This window comes from Dankookia rubra, from assembly GCF_004355005.1.
GTDB lineage: Bacteria > Pseudomonadota > Alphaproteobacteria > Acetobacterales > Acetobacteraceae > Paracraurococcus > Paracraurococcus ruber_A.
Genome location: NZ_SMSJ01000060.1, coordinates 11183 through 29981 on the forward strand (window position 1 = coordinate 11183; position 18799 = coordinate 29981).

At 74.8% G+C, this 18799-nt stretch carries 20 protein-coding genes; 5 read left to right on the forward strand and 15 right to left on the reverse strand.

What is annotated here, in order from left to right:
• Position 1: 1 nt before the first annotated feature.
• Entirely contained in the window at positions 2-769 is a 768-nt protein-coding gene (locus E2C06_RS26485) for a DsbA family protein (protein WP_133291596.1), read from the reverse strand.
• On the reverse strand, positions 766-2190 hold the full coding sequence (locus E2C06_RS26490; protein ID WP_165982681.1) for a M48 family metalloprotease: 1425 nt from the start codon (positions 2188-2190) through the stop codon (positions 766-768). The genes E2C06_RS26485 and E2C06_RS26490 overlap by 4 nt, the downstream gene beginning before the upstream one ends.
• Between E2C06_RS26490 and E2C06_RS26495 the strand changes: the two genes are divergently transcribed.
• From E2C06_RS26495 to E2C06_RS40905, 4 genes are all read left to right on the forward strand, one after another.
• Positions 2150-3685: a gamma-glutamyltransferase gene (locus E2C06_RS26495; RefSeq protein WP_133291598.1), complete on the forward strand. Its 1536-nt coding sequence runs from the start codon at positions 2150-2152 to the stop codon at positions 3683-3685. The two genes, E2C06_RS26490 and E2C06_RS26495, sit on opposite strands and share 41 nt — an antisense overlap.
• Before the next feature lie 11 nt (positions 3686-3696).
• Positions 3697-4866, forward strand: a complete 1170-nt coding sequence (locus E2C06_RS26500; protein ID WP_133291599.1) for a pyridoxal phosphate-dependent aminotransferase — start codon at positions 3697-3699, stop codon at positions 4864-4866.
• Between the two features lie 434 nt (positions 4867-5300).
• The gene (locus tag E2C06_RS40900; RefSeq protein ID WP_369126545.1) at positions 5301-5951 is read left to right on the forward strand and encodes a DUF4189 domain-containing protein; all 651 of its coding nucleotides are present in this window, start codon (positions 5301-5303) and stop codon (positions 5949-5951) included.
• A gap of 160 nt (positions 5952-6111) precedes the next feature.
• Positions 6112-6420: a hypothetical protein gene (locus E2C06_RS40905; protein WP_133291601.1), complete on the forward strand. Its 309-nt coding sequence runs from the start codon at positions 6112-6114 to the stop codon at positions 6418-6420.
• 589 nt (positions 6421-7009) lie between these two features.
• Here E2C06_RS40905 and E2C06_RS26515 read toward each other — a convergent pair.
• The 13 genes from E2C06_RS26515 to E2C06_RS39780 form a co-directional block, all read right to left on the reverse strand.
• On the reverse strand, positions 7010-8713 hold the full coding sequence (locus tag E2C06_RS26515) for a TadE/TadG family type IV pilus assembly protein (protein WP_133291602.1): 1704 nt from the start codon (positions 8711-8713) through the stop codon (positions 7010-7012).
• Positions 8710-9288 (reverse strand): TadE/TadG family type IV pilus assembly protein, encoded by a 579-nt coding sequence (locus E2C06_RS26520; RefSeq protein ID WP_133291603.1) that lies wholly within the window; start codon positions 9286-9288, stop codon positions 8710-8712. The genes E2C06_RS26515 and E2C06_RS26520 overlap by 4 nt, the downstream gene beginning before the upstream one ends.
• Positions 9266-9742: a TadE/TadG family type IV pilus assembly protein gene (locus tag E2C06_RS26525; RefSeq protein WP_133291604.1), complete on the reverse strand. Its 477-nt coding sequence runs from the start codon at positions 9740-9742 to the stop codon at positions 9266-9268. Before E2C06_RS26525 ends, E2C06_RS26520 begins: the two co-directional genes overlap by 23 nt.
• Positions 9736-10662 (reverse strand): type II secretion system F family protein, encoded by a 927-nt coding sequence (locus E2C06_RS26530; protein WP_133291605.1) that lies wholly within the window; start codon positions 10660-10662, stop codon positions 9736-9738. Before E2C06_RS26530 ends, E2C06_RS26525 begins: the two co-directional genes overlap by 7 nt.
• Positions 10659-11606, reverse strand: coding sequence for a type II secretion system F family protein (locus E2C06_RS26535; protein ID WP_133291606.1), 948 nt, complete (start codon positions 11604-11606; stop codon positions 10659-10661). Before E2C06_RS26535 ends, E2C06_RS26530 begins: the two co-directional genes overlap by 4 nt.
• Positions 11603-12997 carry a CpaF family protein gene (locus tag E2C06_RS26540; RefSeq protein WP_133291607.1) on the reverse strand — a complete coding sequence of 465 codons (1395 nt, stop codon included), beginning with the start codon at positions 12995-12997 and terminating at the stop codon, positions 11603-11605. The genes E2C06_RS26535 and E2C06_RS26540 overlap by 4 nt, the downstream gene beginning before the upstream one ends.
• Complete coding sequence (locus tag E2C06_RS26545; protein WP_133291608.1) at positions 12994-14211, reverse strand: AAA family ATPase; 1218 nt, start codon at positions 14209-14211, stop codon at positions 12994-12996. Before E2C06_RS26545 ends, E2C06_RS26540 begins: the two co-directional genes overlap by 4 nt.
• Complete coding sequence (locus tag E2C06_RS26550; RefSeq protein WP_133291609.1) at positions 14211-14498, reverse strand: hypothetical protein; 288 nt, start codon at positions 14496-14498, stop codon at positions 14211-14213. The genes E2C06_RS26545 and E2C06_RS26550 overlap by 1 nt, the downstream gene beginning before the upstream one ends.
• Before the next feature lie 10 nt (positions 14499-14508).
• Positions 14509-15912 carry a type II and III secretion system protein family protein gene (locus E2C06_RS26555; protein WP_133291610.1) on the reverse strand — a complete coding sequence of 468 codons (1404 nt, stop codon included), beginning with the start codon at positions 15910-15912 and terminating at the stop codon, positions 14509-14511.
• Positions 15912-16760 carry a Flp pilus assembly protein CpaB gene (cpaB, locus tag E2C06_RS26560; protein WP_133291611.1) on the reverse strand — a complete coding sequence of 283 codons (849 nt, stop codon included), beginning with the start codon at positions 16758-16760 and terminating at the stop codon, positions 15912-15914. The genes E2C06_RS26555 and cpaB overlap by 1 nt, the downstream gene beginning before the upstream one ends.
• Positions 16761-16771: 11 nt before the next feature.
• Positions 16772-17263 carry a prepilin peptidase gene (locus E2C06_RS26565; RefSeq protein ID WP_133291612.1) on the reverse strand — a complete coding sequence of 164 codons (492 nt, stop codon included), beginning with the start codon at positions 17261-17263 and terminating at the stop codon, positions 16772-16774.
• Between the two features lie 54 nt (positions 17264-17317).
• Positions 17318-17521: a Flp family type IVb pilin gene (locus E2C06_RS26570; protein WP_133291613.1), complete on the reverse strand. Its 204-nt coding sequence runs from the start codon at positions 17519-17521 to the stop codon at positions 17318-17320.
• Between the two features lie 188 nt (positions 17522-17709).
• Positions 17710-18468 (reverse strand): lytic transglycosylase domain-containing protein, encoded by a 759-nt coding sequence (locus E2C06_RS39780; protein WP_241671484.1) that lies wholly within the window; start codon positions 18466-18468, stop codon positions 17710-17712.
• Between the two features lie 38 nt (positions 18469-18506).
• On the opposite strand from E2C06_RS39780, the gene E2C06_RS26580 reads away from it, so the two are divergent.
• On the forward strand, positions 18507-18799 hold a 293-nt coding region (locus tag E2C06_RS26580; RefSeq protein ID WP_206664698.1), incomplete at its 3' end, for a hypothetical protein.

Below are 18799 nucleotides of genomic sequence, written 5' to 3' on the forward strand. Positions count from 1 at the left end.
ATCAGCCCCCCCGCTTCTCCCGCGCCTCCGCCACCAGCCGCTCCAGCGTGGCGAGGTCGACCGCGCCCGGCACCAGCGTGTCGCCGATGACCAGCGCCGGCGTGCCCTCGATCCGCAGCGCGCCGGCCAGCTTCGTGTTCTCCTGCAGCCGCCGGGCCACCGCCGGGTCGTCCATGTCCCGCCGGAGCCGCGCCCAGTCGAGCCCGAGCCGCTCCGCCTCCCGCTTCAGCACCGGCTCGGCGGGGTCCTCGCGCAGCTTCATCAGCGCGTCGTGCAGCTCGGCGTATTTCCCCTGGCGCTGGGCGGCGAGCAGGGCGCGGCTGGCCAGCAGGCTGTTGGGGCCGAGGATCGGCAGGTCCTTCAGCACCAGCCGGACATCCTTCTGCCGGCGCAGCATCTGGTTGACCACGGGCTCCATCTGCTTGCAGTAGCCGCAGCGGGCGTCGAAGAACTCGACCACCGTCACCGCTCCCTGCGGGTTGCCCTTCACCGGGTCGTCCGGGTTGCGGAACAGCGCCGCCGCCTGCGCCGCGATCCCCGCCCGCTGGGCCTCGGCCTTGGCGGTGGTCTCGGCCTGTTCCAGCGCCATCAGCGCGTCGCGCAGGATGGACGGGTCCTGCTTCAGGGCATCGCGCAGCACCTCGACGATCTCCCGCCGCTGCTCCGGCGAGAAGCCCGGTCCGGTTCCCTGGGCGAGGGCCAGCGGGGGGAAGGCCGGCGGGGCGAAGGCGAGGCCGGCCGCCAGGGCCAGCAGGATGGGGCGTTTCACCGGGGTTGTCTCCTCCGCATCGCGTCGTCCTGCTCGCGCTGCTCGCGGGTCAGGTTGTCCCGCCGCGCCGCTTCGCGCAAATCCTGCGCGCGCAGCCTGAGCGGGCCGGGCGGCAGCGCCTCCTCCGCCTGGCGGGCGAGGCGGCGGGCCTTGGGGTAGTCGCCGTCCAGGATCGCCTCCTCCGCCAGGGCGAGGTCGGCCTGCGGCCCCTGGCCCAGCCGCCCCTGCACGATGCCGAGCTGCCGCCAGGTGAAGCCGCTGTCGCGCTCGATCCTCAGGCTGGCCTCGAATTCCGCGGCCGCGGCGCGGAGCATGGCCGGGTCGCCCGCCTCCATCAGCGCCCGGCCGAGCGCGGTGCGGATCAGCGGCTCCCCGGGCGCCAGCCGCGCCGCCTCCCGCAGCGGCGCCACGGCCTCGCGCGGGCGGCCGGCTTCGTAAAGGATCTGGCCCTGCAACTCGCGCAGCCAGGGACTGCCCGGCTGCTCCGCCAGCATCGGCGCCAGCAGCGCGATCGCCTGGTCGGTGCGGCCGGAACGATGCAGCGCGATCGACCGGGCATAGCGCGCGGCCGGGCCGGCATCGCCTTCGGGGTAGCGCTTCAGGGTCGTCGCCGGCGGGTCGATGAAGCCGTCCAGCTTGGCGCGGACCAGCCGGTAGCCGGATTCGAGCGTGGCGGGCCAGGGCGCCCCGGCCAGCCTGCTGCGGGCCAGGTGCTCGGCGACGAATTCCAGCCGGTCGCGCGACAGCGGATGGGTGCGGAAATAGGGGTCCTGCCGGCCCACCGCCAGCATCTCCTGCTCCCGCAGCCGGCCGAGCAGCGTCGCCAGGCCCTGGGACGACCAGCCGAGCCGGTCCATGTAGGCGACCCCGGCCTGGTCGGCCGCCTGTTCCTGGGCACGGGTGAAGGCATAGAGCTCGCCCATCGCCATGGTCTGGCTGCCCAGCAGTATGGCGCCGCCGGCATTGCCGCCGACCTGGCGGCCGCCGCCCATCGCCGCGGCGCCGCCCAGCAGCAGCCCGGCGATGGAGCGGATGAAGGCATTCCGCATCTCCTCCGGCAGCCGCGCCACATGGCCGCCGGCGACGTGTCCGGTCTCGTGCGCCAGCACCCCGGCGAGCTCGGCGACGCTGCCGGACTGCTGGATCAGCCCGGTGTTGATGAACATGCGGTTGCCGGTGGTGACGAAGGCGTTTATGGGCCGCGCCTGCACCAGCGTGATCCGCACCAGAGCGGGGTCCACACCGGCGGCGCGGAAGAGCGGGTGGGCGATGCCGCGGAGGAAGGCCTCCGTTTCGGCGTCGCGGATCGTCACCACCGCTGACGCGCCGCTTTGGGCCCGCGCCGCGATCGGCGCGAGAGAAGGGACCAGGGACGCCAGCATGACCAGCAGCGCCGAGAACAGGGCCCACGCCTTCCGCATGCCGGGCGTCATAGCCCGGGCCGAGGGGCCCCGCCCAGGGGAGACGGCGACGGGGGCCGGCCGCCGGCTGCGCGCCGCCCTGCTGGCCGCGGCCGCCCTGGCGCTGCCCGGCTGCGAGACGCTGTCGAGCCTGAACCCGCTCGGCCCGAGCGGGCCGCCGGAGGGCCAGCCCGGCTTCGTCCGCGGCTTCCTCGGCGGCATCGCCACCGAGGACCCGGCCGCGGCGCTGGCCGGCCGGCAGGTGCTCTCGGCCGGCGGCACCGCGGTCGATGCGGCGGTCGCCGCCGCCTTCATGATGACCGTCACCCTGCCGTCCCGAGTCGGGATCGGCGGCGGCGGCGCCTGCCTGGTCTTCGACCCGCAGAAGGCGGCGGTCGAGGCCGTGATGTTCCTGCCCCGCGGCCGCAGCGCCGTGCCGGCCGGGGCCGACCGGCCGGCGGCGGTGCCGCTGATGGCGCGCGGCCTCTTCGCCCTGCACACCCGCCGCTCCTCCCGGCCCTTCGAGGAGCTGCTGGCCCCGGCCGAGCAGCGCGCCCGCTTCGGCACCGAGGTCAGCCGCGGCCTGGCCGCCGACCTCGCCGCCGTCTCCGGCCCGCTGCTGGCCGATCCGACGGCGCAGGGGATCTTCGGCCGCGCGGGCGGCGGCCCGAAGCAGGCCGGGGACACCATGGTCCAGGCCGAGCTCGCCGGCACCCTCGGCCAGCTCCGCCTGGCCGGCGTCGGCGACATGCACCAGGGGACGCTCGCGCGGCGGCTCGAGGAAACCTCCCGCATCGTCGGCGGCAACCTGACGCTGGACGAGCTGCGCGCGGCGCTGCCCGACCTGCTGGCGCCGCTCGAGGTCGCCTCGCGCAACGGCGACCGGGTCGCCTTCCTGCCGCCGCCGGCCGATGGCGGCCTGGCCGCCGCCGCGGCCTTCGAAGCGCTGCGGGGCGGCGCCGACATCGCGCAGGGCGAGGCGCGCGGCCTGGCCGCCGCGGCCGCCTGGCGCGCCCGCGGCGGCGACCCGAAGGCGCTGGTCACCGCCACCGGCCTGCCGCCGGCGCAGTTCGGCGCGCTGCCGGCTTCGGCCGGGCTGGTCACCTTCGACCGGCGCGGCATCGCCGTGTCCTGCGCCTTCACCATGAACAACCTTTTCGGCACCGGGCGCGTGGTGCCGGGCATGGGCTTCCTGCTGGCCGCGGCGCCGGGGATCGGCACGGTGCAGCCGCCGCTGCTCTCGGCCGCCATCGCCTACAACCCGAACCTGCGCGGCTTCCGGCTGGCCGCCGCGGCCTCCGGCCAGCAGGAGGCGCCGATCGGCGTCGCCGGCCCGGCGGCGCTGCAGCTGCTGCGCGCCTTGCCGGCGGACGCGGCGCTGGAAGGCGGTGCGCCGGGCACCGCGCGCACCCAGCTCGCCGCCTGCATCAACTACCTGCCGGGGCGCCCGGACCGGTGCCTCGCGGTGACCGACCCGCGCGGCGCCGGCGTCTCGCTCGGCGCGGTGGACCAGTAGGGGGGGCAGGGATGGCGCTGAAGACCGGCCGCGGGGCGGCGGCGCCGCCCTTCCTGGTGATGGACGTGATCAGCGCGGCCAATGCCCAGGCCGCGGCGCTGCCGCCGGGTGCCCCGGGGATCCTGCGGATGGAGGTCGGCCAGCCCGGCACCGGAGCGCCGCGCGGCGCCGCCGAGGCGGCGATCCGCGCGCTGCGGGCCGGCGCGCCGATGGGCTATACCGAGGCCTTCGGGCTGCGCTCGCTGCGGGCCCGGATCGCCGCCCATTACGCGGAGCGCTACGGCGCGACGGTGGCGATGGAGCGGGTGGCGGTGACGGTCGGCGCCTCCGGCGCCTTCCCGCTGGCCTTCCTGGCGGCCTTCGACCCGGGCGACCGCATCGCCATGGCGACCCCCTTCTACCCGCCCTACGCCAATATCCTGACCGCGCTCGGGATGCGGCCGCAGCTGATCCCCTGCGGGCCGGAGACGCGCTGGCAGCCGACGGTGGCGATGCTCGAGGCGCTGGACCCGCCGCCGGCCGGGCTGATCCTCGCCAGCCCCTGCAACCCGGCCGGCACCATGCTGCCGCCGGCCGAATTCGCCGCCATCGCCGCCTGGTGCGGGCGGGCCGGGGTGCGGCTGATCTCGGACGAGATCTACCACGGGCTGAGCTACGGGGAGGTGCCGGAGACCACGGCCGCCGCCGTCTCGGGCTCGGCCATCGTGGTGAACAGCTTCTCCAAGTACTTCTCGATGACGGGCTGGCGGATCGGCTGGCTGGTGCTGCCCGAGGACCTGGTCCGGCCGGTGGAATGCCTGGCGCAGAACATGGTCATCTCCGCCCCCCACGTCGCCCAGGTGGCGGCCGAGGCGGCCTTCGACTGCCGCGCGGAGCTGGAGGCCAACACCGCCGCCTACCGCAGGTCGCGTGCCACGCTGCTGCAGGCGCTGCCGCGGGCCGGGTTCGACCGGCTCTCGACCGCCGACGGCGCCTTCTATCTCTGGGCCGATGTCGGGCACCTGACCAACGACTCCGTCGCCTTCTGCCAGCGGATGCTGGCCGAGGCCGGGATCGCCGCGACGCCGGGGGTGGATTTCGACCGCGAGCGCGGCGGGCGCTTCCTGCGCTTCAGCTATTGCGGGCCGGAGGCCGACATGGCCGCGGCGCCGGCGCGGCTGGCAGCCTGGCTGGGGCGCTGAGGCGCCGGGCCGGCCCGGATGTGCGCTGTCGCACACCTTCGCGGCGGCGGCGCGATCGGGGCTTTGCCGCACGGTGTTGTGATTGTTATTCCCGCAGCATCAATTCCGGACCGGGGCGGTGACACCCCGGCGGCGCGGCTGGGGAGCATGGGGTGCGAGGCTGGGGGCGGGATCTGGCCGGTGGCTGGCGGCGGGGCGGGAGCGGCCTCGGCGGCCCGTCCGTCCTGGTGGCGGCCCTGCTGGCCGGATTGCCGGCGGCGGCCCAGACCCTGGCCGTCAGCGGCGCCTGCATGCAGCAATGCGGTGCGGTGTCGCGCCAGGTCCGGGACAACCGGCCGGAGGTCCAGGCCTGCCTGATCCGCTGCAACGCGACGCAGGAATTCGATCGTGCCTCGGGCGCCGTGCGGACGCCGCAGGGGCTGCCGGCACCCCGGATGCGGAGCCGGCAATCGGTCCAGGCCGAGGCCCGACGGGCCGCGCCGCCGGTCGGCCCCCGATCCGGGGGTCAATCCGGGGCCCAGTCCGGCGCCCCGCGCCCCGGCCATTCGCCGCCGCCCGGTGCGCCCCTCGCTTCGGCTCCGGCGGCATCTCGCGGCCTGCCCCATGCCGCCCCGCCGCCGACGGCTGTCCCCCCGCTGGCCGTTGCGCCCCTGGCGGCGGCGGCGCCGGCCGCGCGGGCGACGCAACTCGCGGTCGCGGCGGCCGGCGGCAGCGCGGCTGCGGCGGGCGGCCGTGGCTGGGGCGCCGCCTACCTGGCCACGGCCCCGGGCACCGATTTCGGGCTGAGCGTCGGCCTGGCCGACCGGCTGGCCGCCCATGCCCAGGCGCAACTGGCCTGCGGCGCCCGCGGCGCGCCCTGCCGGGCCGCGCTGGAATTCGCCGACCGCTGCGGCGCGGTGACGCAGGCGCGGCGGACGCTCGGGCTGTTCCGCACCGCCGATCCGCGGACCTATTCCGTCAGCTATGCCGCCGCCGGCAGCGGGCCGACCCGGGACGCCGCCGAAGGTGCCGCGCTGGACGAGTGCCGGTCGCGGGAGCGCACGACGAGCTGCGAAGTGGTCGCCAGTTCCTGCGGCCGGCCCTGAGCCGGCCGGCTCAGGCCGGCGGATCCTCGCCCGGCCGGAATGGCGCCACTGAGGAGACGACCGGCGCCGGCCCGGGCGTCGCTTGCGGCGGCGGGCCGGGCGGCGGCGGCAAATCCTCCCGCACGATCTCCGGCCTCGACTGGGCGAGGCGAGGTCGGGCATGGCCCTGGCATCCGGCGGGCTCGCCCGGCCGGCGGCGCGGCGCGCCACCGGCGGCAGCGGCGCCGGCGCAGGCGAGGGATCGAGCCGGCCGGCGATCGCCGTCAGCTCCTGGCCCATCGCCGCCGCCTCGGCCGGGCCCATGTCGAGCCGCAGCAGCCGCACCGCGCGGTCCGGCCGGGCGGTGGCGGCGAGCGCCAGGGCCAGGTTGTGCCGGGCCCGGCGCGGCGCATCCGGGGCATATTCGGCTTCCGCCAGCATCTCCGCCGCCGTGCCGGCCTGGCCGGTCAGCAGCAGCGACATGGCGTAGTTGGCGCGGATGCCCCAGTCCCGCGGCGCCAGCAGCAGGGCGGCCCGGTAGGCGTCCTGCGCCCGGGCCGGATCGCCCGAGAGGTCCTGCGCCAGGCCGAGGGAGCCGAGCACCGCGGGATTGCCGGGCGCGCGGGCATTGGCATCGGCGAATGCGGCGGCCGCGGCGGCGGCATTGCCGGCCCGCAGCTCGAGCCGGCCGAGCGCCAGAAGCCGCGACGGGGTCGGCCCGAGCAGCGCGATCGCCTCGCCGAGCGCCTGCGCCGCCTCGCCGTCCCGGCCGGCGCGTTCCGCCGCCAGGGCCAGCTTCTCGCGCAGCGCGCCGTCCTGCGGCGCCCGCTGCACCGCCTCGCGCAGCACCTCGACCGAGGCGGCGCCGCCGCGCGGGCCGTCGAGCGTTGCCGCCAGCCGCAGCCGGCTCTCGAGCGAGAGGGCATCCGGCTTCCGCGCCGGCTGGCAGGCGGCCAGCAGCGGCAGGAGCAGGAGGAGCGCGGTGAGGCGATGCGGCAGGGCGGTGGGTACCATTTTCGGCACGGGTCCTTTTCCCCTCTCGATTACCCCGGCAGGTCTTGCCGCGCGGTGAAGAACGCTCATCGCAGCAGCCGCAGGTTGGCGAGCTGCGAGCCGATCTGCCGGAAGGCGTTGCGGAGGTCGGCCTGGGTCGGGCTGTTGAACCAGTAGTCCGGCTGGCTGGCGCAGCCGCGGAACAGGCCCTGCGTCGCCGTGTCGGTCAGGTTGAAGGTGACGGTGTAGACGATGATCCCCTGCTGCTTCATCGCGGTGCAGAGGTTGGACATCCGGCCGTTCAGCTCGGCCGTCATCCGCGCCGCGGTCAGCGGCTGGGCGATGCCGAGGCGGTTCTCCAGCCGCCGGCCATAGCCAGAGTAGTCGCTGTTGTTGTTGCCCGCGGCGTCCTGGATCGGCGGCGCGCCGACGGCGACGGTGACGTTCCCGGGGTAGCCGGATTTCGGGCAGCCAAGCGGGCGGAGCGGCGGGGCGCCGGCCGGCGTCGCCGCATTGTTCGTGCTGGTGTCGCTGCAATCGCCCGGGGCGCCGCCGCCCCAGTCGTTCCAATTCGCCTGGCCGTCGGTCATCAGCACGACGACCTTCTGCATGTACTGCGTCTTGTAGTTCAGCGGCAGCGTGGCGGGGCTGGTATCCGCCCCGGCATCGAGCGTGCCGGTGGTCCACAGCCCGCGCCAGCGCGGGCTGAGGGTGAACCAGCCCGCCTGCAGCCCGACATTGTGCATGGTGCCGCCGCGGAAGGTGGAGCGCAGCGCCATGATGCGGTTCAGCACGCTGGCCTTTGAAGCCGTCAGCGGCAGGATCGGCACCTGCGGGCAGCCGCTGTTCGGGCCCGTGTTGTTGTTCTCCCTGATGTCCTGGTACATCTCGGAGATGCCGTTAGTGCCGGTGAGCGAGGCCGCCCAGTCGTTGTCGCCCGGCACCGCGCCGTTCTTCACCGTGTACTTGCCGAGGGTGGAGGTCCAGAAGAAGGGCTTGAACGGCTCGGTGCCCGGCGGCGCGTCGGTCTGGTCGTTGCCGGTCGCGGCGCGGGCCTCGATGCAGCCGGTCCAGCCGCGCGGCGCATAGCGCGTGAGGTCGCGGCTGCCGGGATCGAGCCAGCCGGTGCGCTGCGGCGCGATGTTCACCGTGGTGGTATAGGGCACCACCGAGACCCAGAGGTTCGGCACCGTCGTCCGCGTCCCATAGAGGATGTTGACGAGATCCGAGGCGGCGAGGCGCAGCGCGTCGATGTTGGTGCCGTTGGTCGTCGCGCTGCCGATCGGGCTCGGCGTGAGGTTCGAGCCCATGGACCCCGTGACGTCGAGCACCAGCGCGAGTTCCATCCCCATATCGGCCCGCCGCGCCTCGGCCGAGGCGGCGACCGTCAGCGTCCTGACCCCGAGCACCCGGGCGAAGGTCGTGTCCAGCACCGCGCGGGCGCTGACGCGCATGGTGCTGCTGTCGGCCACCAGCGGCGGGTCGAGCGTGGTCGAGGCGTCGAGGAAGCCGCGCCAGGCCTGGCCGGTCGCCTTGGCCGGCGTGTAGCCGGTGCTGCCCATGCCGAAATTGGTCCAGAACATCGCCGCGACCTCGGCATCCCGCTCCGCCGGCGTCAGGCTGATGTTGCGCGCGCCGGCCAGCGCCGCGGCGTCGAGCGCGGTGTGCATCCGCGACCGCAGCAGCCAGGCCCGGGCGCCGTCCGTGGCGATGCCGACCATGCCGATCAGCGGCACCGCCAGCAGCGCCACCATGACCGCGATGGTGCCGCGGCGGCCGAGGCGCCTCACGGGCAGGCCCCGTTGATGGAGGTGAGCGCCGCGGTGCGCGGCCGGACGATGGCATAGGTCCGCACCGGGCCAGGCCCGACGGTGCCGAAGAAGATCGGCGCCGCCATGATGGACCAGGGCGTCGCGGCATTGATCACCTCGACCACCAGCACGCTCTGCCCGCTCGGCACCACGAAGCCGTTCGGCAGGGCTGCCTTGCCCGCGACGAGGTTGGTGAGGCCGGCATCGCCGCGCGAGCAGGACCAGGCCAGGCTGTTGCCGGAGGCCGTGCCGCTGACCACGCCGATCATGGTCCGGGCGCGGCCGGTGCCGCTACCGCCGGACCAGGCGGTCACCGGCGCCGCGATCGCCCTGGCCGCGTCGAACAGGCCGGCGAGATCGGCCGTGCCCAGCGCGTCGAACTGGCTGGCGACGTTCGCCACCTCCGCCGCCGTGCGTTCCAGGCGGAACCAGGTGCGGATATGGATGACGATCTCCGCCGTCGCGCCGAACAGCAGCATGAGCAGCGGGACGAGCAGGGCGAATTCCACCGCCGCCGCGCCGCGTCGCGGGTCAGCCCGCCGGATAAGGCTCATTCTTCGCCAGGATCACGAATTGGATCTGCAGCAGGCCGAGCGGCAGCAGCGCGCGGCCGATCGGCGTCAGGCCGCGGCTGCGATAGACGACGGTGTAGCGCACCACGTCGCTCGGCCCGCCGAGCCCGGGCTTGGCGGCGGCGGGCGTGGCCAGCGCGCCGAAGCCCGGGAAGCTTTCCGCCGTCACGCTCAGCCCGGCCGAGGTGAGCGGCAGGCCGGAGGTCTTCAGGATGGTGTCGGCGACATAGCCGGTGGCGCTGAAGCCGGCCGGCGGCGCCTGGCCGGTTGCGGCCCAGCGCGCGGCCTCCCGGCCCCCCATGTCGAGCGCGGCGCCGGCGGCGACCTGCCAGCAGGCCTCCATCAGCAGCAGCAGCACGGCGAAGAAGGCCGAGCCGACGAGCGCGAATTCCACCGCCGTGGCGCCGCGCGCATCCCGCCGCAGGCGCCTCACCATAGCCGCATGGCCTGCAGCATGGCCGGCCCGGCGACCACCAGGAACAGGGTCGGCAGGATGCAGAGGATCATCGGCACGGTCAGCAGCACCGGCAGCTTCGCCGCGCGGGCCTCGAACCGCACCAGCTGGTCCTGCCGCATCTCGGCCGAGAGGGTGCGCAGCGCCTGGGTCAGCGGCGTGCCGTATTGCAGGGTCTGCGCCAGGGTGGTGCCGAGCCGGCGCAGCAGCTCCAGGCCGGTGCGCTCGGCCATGTTCATCAGCGCCGCGCGGCGGTCCGACAGGATCCGCAGCTCGCTGCTGCAGACGGAGAATTCGGCGGCGACGGCGCGGTTGGCCGGGCCGATCTCCGCCGCCACCCGTTCCACCGCGGCTTCCAGCGCCAGCCCGGCCTCCGAGCAGATGACCATGAGGTCGAGCGCGTCGGGCAGGCCGCGCTCCAGCTCCCGCAGGTAGCGCTTCCGCAGCCGCCTGGCGATCATGTCCGGCGCCAGCAGCCCGCCGATCGCCGCGCCCAGCAGACCGAGGGCCCAGGCCTGCTGCCCGGCGCCGAGGAATCGCAGCATCGCCGCGGCAGCCAGCGGCAGGCCGAGGAAGAGCAGCACCTTGGCGCCGACGAAGATGGCCAGCGCCCGGTCGCCGCGGAAGCCCGCGGCCATCAGGGTCTGCTCCAGCTCCGCCACCGTCCGGCTGGACAGGATGCCGCCCCCGGTCAGCAGGCGGCCGATCCCGGCCAGGCCGCGCAGTGCCGCCCGCTGCGCCGACCAGGGCAGCGCCACCTGGTCGATCCCGGCGCTGCGCTGCACCGCCAGCAGGCGCTCGCTGACCCGCTGTTCGCGGCCTATGGCGCGCAGCAGCCAGGCGGTGGCCAGGCCGAAGCCGAGCAGCGCCGCGGCGCCGGCGCCGAGCAGGGCGGGGGTCATGACAGCGACCGCTTGATCATGCTGCGCATCATCAGGATGCCGATCAGCAGCAGGCCGATGGCGGCGGATAGCACGCGCTGCCCGCCCGGGTCGTTGAACAGCATGGCGATGTAGCCCGGGCTCAGCACCGCCAGGACGCCGCAGGTGAAGAAGGGCAGGATGGCCAGGATGCCGGCCGAGGTCCGCGCCTCCGCCGCCAGGGCATGGCCGCGCTCCTTCAGCGCAACCCGCTTGCGGATGACCTCGGCCAGGTTCTCCAGCGTTTCGCCCAGTCCGCCGCCGGTCTGGTTCTGCAGGGCAAGGGCGGTGGCGAAGAAGCGGTATTCCGGCACGCCGTTGCGATGCGCGGTCTCGGCCAGGGCCTGGTCGATCGGCAGGCCGATCGAGAGCCGGTCGGCGATGCGCCGGAACTCTGCCGCCGTCTCCTTCGGCGCTTCACGGGCGACGCTTCGGATCGCTTCGCTGACCGGGATGCCGACGCGGACGGCGCGGGTGACCATGCCGAGCGCGTCGGGAAATTGGCGGAACAGCGTCTCGACCCGCCGCGTGTCCAGCCAGGCGAAGGCCCAGCGGCAGCTGCAGAACCAGAAGACCGGTGCCGCCAGCAGCAGCAGGTCGCCGCCGAGCAGCGCCGCCAGGCCCGCCGCGGCACGCGCCGCCGGCAAGGCGACCAGCGGGATGATCCACCAGCGCACCGGGTATTCCGCCGCGCGGTCGAGCTGCAGCCCGAAGATCCCGGTGAGGCTGGCGAGCCAGGGCGCTTCCGCCATGCCCTGCAGCCAGCCCCGCCGCGGCGGGGCGGCCAGGCCCGCCGGCCAGTGCGGCCCGACCACGGCGGCGACGCGTGCCCGGTGCCGGTCCTGCCGTTGCAGGGCACCGAGGCCGAGCACGACCAGCAGGCCGAGCCCGAGCGCCCCGGCGCCGGCGAAGAGCAGCCCCTTCACCGCTCCGCCTCCTCCAGCGCCGCGGCCCAGGCGCGTTCCTGGCCGAAATAGGCAAGGCGCGGCATGAAGGCCGGCCGGGCGCGGCTGACCTTCCAGCGCACGCGGAGACGCCCGTCCTGGTCCTCGCCCTCATGCTCCAGCTGGAAGATGTCGTTCAGGGTGAAGACGTCGCCCTCCAGTCCGACGAGCTCGGTCACCTGCACCAGGCGGCGGGAGCCGTCGCGCTGGCGCTCGACCTGCAGGATCAGGTCCACGGCGCCGGCGATCTGCGTGCGGATCGCCTTGGTCGGCAGGCCGAAGCTGCCCATCATCACCATGTTCTCGATGCGGATGAGCGCATCGCGCGAGGTGTTCGCGTGCACCGTGCTCATGCTGCCGTCATGGCCGGTGTTCATGGCCTGCAGCATGTCGAAGGCCTCCGGCCCGCGGCACTCGCCGAGGATGATCCGGTCCGGCCGCATGCGCAGCGCGTTGCGCACCAGGTCGCGCTGCGTCACCTCGCCGCGGCCCTCGAGGCTCGGCGGCCGCGTCTCGAGGCGCACCACATGCGGCTGCTGCAGCTGCAGCTCGGCCGCGTCCTCGACCGTCACGACCCGCTCGCCCGGGTCGATCATGCGGCTGAGCGCATTCAGCATGGTGGTCTTGCCGGAGCCGGTGCCGCCGGAGATGACGACGTTCAGCCGGCAGCGGGCGGCGACCTGCAGCGCCCTCGCCATCGGGCGGGTCAGCGCGCCGTACTCGACCAGCTTGTCGAAGTCGATGACGCGGCGCGCGAATTTGCGGATCGAGACGGCCGGCCCGTCGATCGCGAGCGGCGGGAAGACGATGTTGACGCGGCTGCCATCGGCCAGCCGGGCATCCACCATCGGGCTGCTCTCGTCGATCCGGCGGCCGACCGCGGCGGCGATGCGCTGGGCGATGTTCGCCAGGTGCTGGTTGTCGCGGAAGCGGATGCCGGAGAGCACCACCTTGCCGCGCTGCTCGACGAAGACCTTGTCATGGCCGTTGACCATGATGTCGGTGATCGCCTCGTCCTCCAGCAAGGGCTCGAGCGGGCCGAGGCCGAGCATGTCGTCGACCAGGTCGAGCGCGAGCTGCCGTTGTTCCCGCGCGTTCAGCTGCATGCGCTGCTCGGTCGCCACCTCGGCCAGCAGCCGCTCGACCTCGGCCGCCAGCCGGTCGGGCGCCATGGTGGCGACGGTGGCGGGGTCGATCCGCGCGAGGCAGAGCGCGCGCAACTCGGCCAGCGGCGCGCCGGCACCCGGGCCGGGCCTGGCCGCGGGTGCGGCCGGTGCGGCCGCCTCCGCCGCCTGGCGCATGACCGGCCCGGCAGGGCTCGGCGCCGGCTCCGGCCGCCTGCGGCCGAAGCTCGGGACGAGGGCGTTGCTCATCGGCGGAACCGCGCCAGGATGCCCTTGCGGGCCGGCGCGTCCTCGCCCACGCCGCCGGCGGCACGGGCCAGCCGGGCGATCGCCTCGCGGAAGGGGCCACCTGCCGCCGCCGCGGGCTGGCCGAGCGTTGCCGCCTCCTCCAGCCGCTTCGGCAGGTCGGGCAGGACGATGTCGGGGTCTATTTTCAGCGCCTCCGTCACCTGGCCGGCGGAGAGGCCACCCTTGCGTCCCGCGCGGTTCAGCACGAGCAGCGGGCGGTTGGCCTGGCCCGGCCCGGGTTCCAGCTGCAGCAGGCGCAGCGTGTCGCGGATGCAGGCGAGCGTCGGCTCCAGCACCAGGATGCGGTGCTGCGCCAGGTCGAGCAATTCGCGGCCCATGCCGTCGGCCGCGAAGGGCGCGTCGGCCAGGATGAAATTGTAGCGGCGGCGCAGCATGGCGACCAGCCGCTCTGCGGCGCCAGGCGCATAGGCCAGCGGCGAGGCCAGGGCTTCCTCGGCCGCCAGCAGGTGCAGCCGGTCGCCGGCGGCGATCGCGGCGCGCTCGACGAAGAGCTCGTCGACCCGGTCCGGATGCTCGATCGCGTTGCGCAGCCCGGGCCCGGCCGGGGCCGAGAGCAGCAGCGCCTGGGTGCCGCGATGCAGGTCGGCGTCCAGCACCACGCTGTGCCGGTGCGCGATATTGGCCAGGTACCAGGCGAGGTTGGCGGCGATGGTCGAGGCGCCGACGCCGCCGCGCACTCCCGTCACGCTCAGCAGCCGGCCGCCGCGCACCGGGGCCGCGGTGAAGCGGCGGCGGGTGACCACGGGGCCGAAATTCTCCGCCACCATGGCCGTCGTCAACGGCTTGTAGAGGTAGTCGGCGACGCCAAGGCCGCGGGTCAGCTGCCGGTAGAAGCCGACATCCTCCCGGTCGCCCACCACCAGCACCCGCACGTCGGGCTCGACCACCTGCGACAGGTCCTCGAGCGCCGCGAGCGGCTGCGGGTGGCCGGCGACATCGACCACCAGCGTCCAGGGCGTCGGCATCTCGCGCAATGCGGCGATGGCGCGGGTGATGTCGGCGCGGCGGAATTCGGCGTCCTGCCGCAGGGCTTCCGACAGGCCGGCGCGGAGTGCCTCCTCGGTCTCCGCATCGGCGGCGAAGCAGACCAGCGCCTTGCGCTCCGGCCGGTGCTGCTGGTCCTCTGGCTGGTCGGGGAAGGCATGGTCGGGCATCAGTTGCTGCCCCCGCCGGGGACGGTGATGATCCGCGCCACGCCGGTATCCGGCAGCGGCTTCACCCGGTCGGCCTGCAGCCGTTCGATGGCGCCGGCGGCGGTGAAGCCCATGGCGCCCGCGGCGCCGGTGCCGCGCACCCGCTCGGCCGGGGCCACGGCCATGGTCGCCAGGTTCTGCTCGTTGGCGGCGGAGGGGCGCCAGGTGCCTTCCCGCCGGTAGGGATCGAATTGCGCGCAGCCGGTCGCCGCCAGCAGCGGCAGGGCCAGCAGAAGGCGGATATGCATGGCGGCCTCCTCAGTTCAGGCCGAAGCCGGCCTCGCCGGGCAGGCGGGGCGGCAGGCCGCGCTGGCGGGCGAGCTGGCGGAACATCAGGATGCGGTCCGCATCGTCGGGCGGGGCGTAGCCGTCGGTCGGCGCGCGCAGCGCCACGGCCTCGCTCGCCGGACGGACGACATAGGGGGTGATGATGATCACCAGCTCGGTCTCGTTCCGCTGGAAGCGGTCGGAGCGGAACAGCGCGCCGAGCACCGGCACCTCGCCGATCCCCGGCAGGGCGCGGCCGAGGGTGCGGGCATTGTCCTGCAGCAGCCCGGCGATGGCGAAGCTCTGGCCGCTGCCGAGCTCGACCACCGTTTCCGCCCGCCGCACCGTCAGGGCCGGGATCTGGATGGAGGAATTGCCGGAGCTGAGCCGGACCGCGCCCTGCTCGGTCAGGTCGCTGACCTCGGGCCGCACCTTCAGGCTGATGCGGCCCTGCGATATCACCGTCGGCACGAAGGCCAGGCTGACGCCGTACTGCTTGAACTGCACGCTGACGACGTTGTCGCGCAGCGCCACGGGAATGGGGAATTCGCCGCCGACCAGGAAGCTCGCGGTCTCGCCGCTCATTGCCGTCAGGTTCGGCTCGGCGAGCACGGTGATCAGCCGGTCCTGCGCCAGCGCATCGATGATGCCGTTGATGTCGGACTTGCCGTCGGTCCAGCCGGCGGCGATCGTGCTGGACGGGTTGATCGCGTCGAACAGCGCGTTCCGCGTCAGCAGGCTGAGCGCGAAGTTGCCGGAACGGCCGATCGCCTGCCAGTCGACGCCGAGCTGCCGGGTCACCTCGCGCGAGACCTCGGCGATGCGGACCCTGAGGTTCACCTGCACCTGGCCCAGCACCGAGAGCCGGTTGTCGAGCTTCTGCCCATCGGCCAGGTAGCCGCGGGCGATGTTCGCGGCCTGCTCGGCCTCGGCGGCCGTCGCCACCTCCCCGAGCAGGGCGATGCCGTTGCCGCGCTGCTCGGCGCGGATGCGGTTGCCCGGCAGCAGGCGGGACAGGGTCGACTGCGCTTCCCCCGCGCCGAAGCCGGAGGGGCGCACCGTCACCTCGTACTGCGCGACCGCGGCGCCCTGGCCGTCGATCGCGGCGATCGTGGTGCGGCCCGGCGCGACGCCGAAGAGGAAAAGGCTGGTCGGGCTGGCCGGCCGCACCTCCACCACCCGCGGATCGGCGGCAAAGACCGAGCCGGCGGCGCGGTTGAGCTGCAGGATGCGCCCGGCCCCGGCCTCGATCGCCAGCGGCAGGCCGGCGCGCAGCGCAGCGCTGTTGTCCTGCGTCAGCTGCCGCATGGGCGGCGCGGCGGGGCGGGGCGGCGGCGCGTCCTGCGCCGCGGCGAGCGCGGGCAGGAGTAGCGCCAGAAGTCCGGCGATGCGCATCAGAAGCGGAACTCCTCGCGTTTTGCGGCGCCCTGGAAGATCTGCAGGGTCTGGGGCGGGGCCTCGGCGGCGCCGCGCCCGGCGCGCAGCGCCGGCGAGACGTCGCCGCCCCAGGTGATGGTGGCGGTGGTGTCGGCCGGCGCTTCCGCCCCGCTGGCGGAGCGGACGACCAGCGCCAGCCGGCCGAGCCGGGTCGCCACCGCGACGCGCTCCGCCTGCTTCGGCGTGACCTCGAGCGTCACGGTGCGGACCTGGCGGTTGCCTTCCGGTCCCTCGCCCATGGCGCCCTGGACCAGGGCCTGGTCGATGGCGATGACGCGGATGTCGGGCAGCACCGTCTCCCCCGCCACGCGGCGATGGGCGGGCAGGGTGTCGTCGCTGAGCTGCTGGGTGAGCACGACATCGACGCGGTCGCCCGGCCAGATCAGCCCGGCGGTGCCGGAGACGGCATCGGCCCCGACCGAGACCGCGCGCATGTCGGGCCCGAGCACGGCGGCGAGGAAGCCGCGGTCGCCCGGACGCAGCACGTCCTCGGCCAGCATCGGGTCGCCGGGCGGCAGGCTGCGGCGGACCATGGCGCCGAAGAGCTCGGCCCGCGCTTCCCGGCTGTCGCGGCGGGCGCCGGCGGGGGCGGCCCCGATCTCCAGCTCCTGGCCGGCGAAATCCTCCGGCTTGATCAGGCTGCCGGCGCGCAGCAGCCGGGCGGCGACCAGGAAGCTGGCCTTGGCGGGCGGCGGCGGCGCCTCCGCCTGCGGGGCCTCGGCGGGCCGCAGGCTGTACCAGGCGACGCCGCCGAAGCCGGCGAGGCCGAGCAGGAGAAGGCCGAAGAGGAGGACGCGGAGAAGCATGGGCGGCACCTTCAGCCGAGGAGCGTGAAGAAAGTCCCAAGGGCGATGGCGACGCCGTAGGGCAGCGGGCCGCGGCGGCGGATGCGCCAGGCCTCGGCCCGGCGGGCGCGAGCGAGCAGGGGGGCGGGCCGCGCCGGGGCGGGCGCCGGCACCAATGGCCGCAGCCCGAGATAGGCGAGCGCCAGCACGCCCCCGGCCAGCGCCACCGCCAGCACCATCCCGGGCACCGCGGCGGGCGATGCCAGCAGGGCGCAGGCCGCCAGCAGCTTCACGTCGCCGCCGCCCATGACCCGGCAACGCCAGGCGGCCAGGGCCAGCAGGAAGACCAGGCCGGCCGCGACCAGGCCCGGCAGCAGGTCGCCGGCCAGGGCGCGCGCGGCGAGGCCGGCGCAGGCGATGGCGAGGTTGAGGCCGTTCGGGATGGTGCGCGCGGCGATGTCGTGCAGCGCCGCCGCCAGCAGAGCCATGCCAGCGCCAAGCGGGATGAGGGTGATCAGGGTCATGGCACGAGGGATCGGCGGGCCGGCAGGAGAAGACCCTGCCGGCACGTCCATGGGTTACGGTGCGGTCGCAGCGCCCTTGCCGGCGATGTTGCCGGCGATGTTGGTGAACACGCCGCTGAGGTTCGTGCCGAGCGTGGTGACGGCGCCGATGATCACGGTGGCGATGAGCGCGGCGATCAGGCCGTACTCCAGCGCGGTGACGCCCTTGCGGTCGGTGACCAGGGCGCGGGCGGAGAGATAGAGGTACGTCAGGGACATGGGACCTTCCTTCGGCTGGGTGGCGGCCCGGCGGATGCCCAGGCCAACCGGCCCCGGCGTGATCAACCAGGAGCCGGTAAGGTCGTACTTTTTTCTACCTGGTATATGCAATTGAGACTGTGATTAACTATTTACACCTTGCGACGAGATATCTTTCTCAACCATGACGAGCGTTGATCATTCGCGGTTCAGCCGCCCCGCAGGGTGATGACGCGGGGCCCGGTGCCGAGCAGCGGCACCGGCTTCGCCGCCGACGGGCCCGCGGGGGCGACCGGGCGCGCCAGGGCCTGCGGCACGAAGACCGGGATGCGCAGTGCGACCGGGGCGAGCAGCGGCGCCACCGGGGCGGGCCGCAGCACGGCCGGCAGCCGCGGCGCGGCGGCCGGCAGCCCGGCCAGGCCACCGCCGAGATTGGCCATGACCCGCAGCCGGTAGGCCTCGCCCCGATCGGGCGTCGCCGAATGGTACCAGGCCACCGCCTGGCTCCATTCCCCGCCGGCCCGGCCCTGCAATTCGCGCAGGAAGCGCGCGGCATAGCGCGCATTGGCCATGGGCTCGAAGGCCTCCTCCAGCGAGGCGAAGGCGCCGGGGTGGTGCAGCAGGTTCACCTGCAGGCAGCCGACATCGACCGAGCGGATGCCGCGGGCCTGCAGCGCGGCGACGGTGGCGACGGCCTCGGCGCGGCTCGGCGCATGCATGCCCATGCCGGCGGCGTTCAGCGCCCAGGGCCAGGGCTCGATGCGGCCGGTGGCGGGGTCGCGCCGGCCGCTCTCGGTGCGGGCGATGGCGTGCAGCAGGCCGGGGGGCAGAGCGGCCGCGCGCTCCGCGGCCTCCACCGCCTCCCGGCAGGCGCCCCAATCCTGCGCGGCGGCGGGCGGCGTGAGCACCAGCAGAACAACAAGCGGCCAGATTCGCGTCCGGGTCATCATCGGACCGCTATAGGGCATGGGACTGACCAGACTGCCAATGAAAGGCCGGCCCGCCGATGCCCCGTTTCCTGCGCTACGAGGATGCGCTGCCCTGGGTGCGCGGCCAGGCGAGGCTAACCGCGGAGGGCATGGCGCGCGGGCTGGACGCGACGCCGGCCGCGGCAGCCAGCTTCCTGCGGCGGCTGGAGGCGGAGGGCGTGGTCGGCCCGGCCGGGCCGGACGGCACGCATCCGGTGCTGGGCGAGCGGCGGCGGCGCTGGGCCGAGGCCGCGCCGGCATCGGCCGACCCCTGGGCCGAAATCGCCCGGCTCCGGGCCGAGGCGGAGGCCGCCGCCCGCCGCGCGGCGGC